The following is a 1105-nucleotide window of genomic DNA, read 5'->3' as shown; positions in this document are numbered from 1 at the left end:
TTCTTGGTTGAGCATAGACACCAAAACCAACGAACTGCTCACTTCTCAAACTGGCTTAACTTGACAGTGCCCCGAATCTGATAAAGTTATCTGAGGAATACGAGATCACAAAAACACATGATAGGGGGACTCATGTCTCGACTAATCTCTCAGTTAGTATCAGAATCGTTTGGTGTCGCTGTAACGCTCATCCATGCTCTGAACGGAATTGTAGGTCACAGAAACGGGGTACGATTAGGTACGGAGCTTGGTAAGTCCCGGTTGATATCTGAAAGATGGGGATTGATGCCTGACATTTCCAATATAATTCATCGATTTACAGGCTAAAAAGCAGCAAGATGATACTATTCACGATTAGGACGACACCAATGCCCAGTAGAATACCAGTCATAATACGGAGGCTGTTTGTGCTTTCTCGATTACCGAGTAGCTGAGTGGATCCATCAACACCACCCGGGAGTAGGAACATCAGCCCCATCAGAAAAATCCAAACCGGAGAAAGCGGGATACTCCATAGTTGTGTAACCAGAATTGCTACGATACCACTCAAGTACATTCCGGTACAACGAGCGCAAATACCGAAGTATCGGCCATGATAGGAAAGAGATCGGTCAGGTCGAGAGTGACAAAGTGGATACTGTCGAAGAAATGAGTTCGATAAACGGAAGATGGCATCGATGACCCGGTTCACTCCGGGAAACCCGTGTCGCATTCTACGCAGTTGTTGTTTGTACGATGATTATGCCAGCCGCATTCCGGATACTGTTTCGTTGTCTCTGACGGCTTGTTGTGCCGTGAACTTCTCGACAGCCCCAACCCGCGCCTCGCAGTATACCGGCCATGCCTTGTCAGCAAGAATGGCCAGCCAACGGCTACCAGAAACGTCGTTCCTGCGAGCATGATTTCGTCATTGAACAAGAGCCATAGCCCAAGCAGGCCTCCTATAGAAAGAGAGCCCAGAACGGCTACCACCTCGATAACATCTGAATTAAGCCCGATCGTTTCGACATCGTCATCAGTTGTTTGCTCTACAGACTCAGTCAGACCGCTATTCGCTTCAGATCGGGCGTTATCAGTTGTGTCGTATTCCAACTCTTCGCCGCAG

The 1105-nt window shown here is 48.0% G+C and carries 2 protein-coding genes; both read right to left on the bottom strand.

Features of this window, described 5'->3' with window-relative positions:
- Positions 1-316: 316 nt before the first annotated feature.
- Positions 317-712 carry a DUF2085 domain-containing protein gene (locus tag U4E84_RS19015; RefSeq protein WP_345785524.1) on the bottom strand — a complete coding sequence of 132 codons (396 nt, stop codon included), beginning with the start codon at positions 710-712 and terminating at the stop codon, positions 317-319.
- A partial coding sequence (locus U4E84_RS18315; protein ID WP_322533491.1) for a hypothetical protein occupies positions 688-1105 on the bottom strand: 418 nt, incomplete at its 5' end. The genes U4E84_RS19015 and U4E84_RS18315, both read right to left, overlap by 25 nt.

It is taken from the genome of Halorubrum sp. AD140 (assembly GCF_034497445.1).
In the GTDB taxonomy this organism is placed as follows: domain Archaea; phylum Halobacteriota; class Halobacteria; order Halobacteriales; family Haloferacaceae; genus Halorubrum.
The sequence above is the reverse complement of the archived record's forward strand: the minus strand, read 5'-3'. Positions and strand labels throughout refer to the sequence as shown.

What these genes read in the sequence shown, in the direction of transcription:
- U4E84_RS19015 (WP_345785524.1), bottom strand. Translation starts at nt 712, where the DNA reads ATGCGACACGGGTTTCCCGGAGTGAACCGGGTCATCGATGCCATCTTC.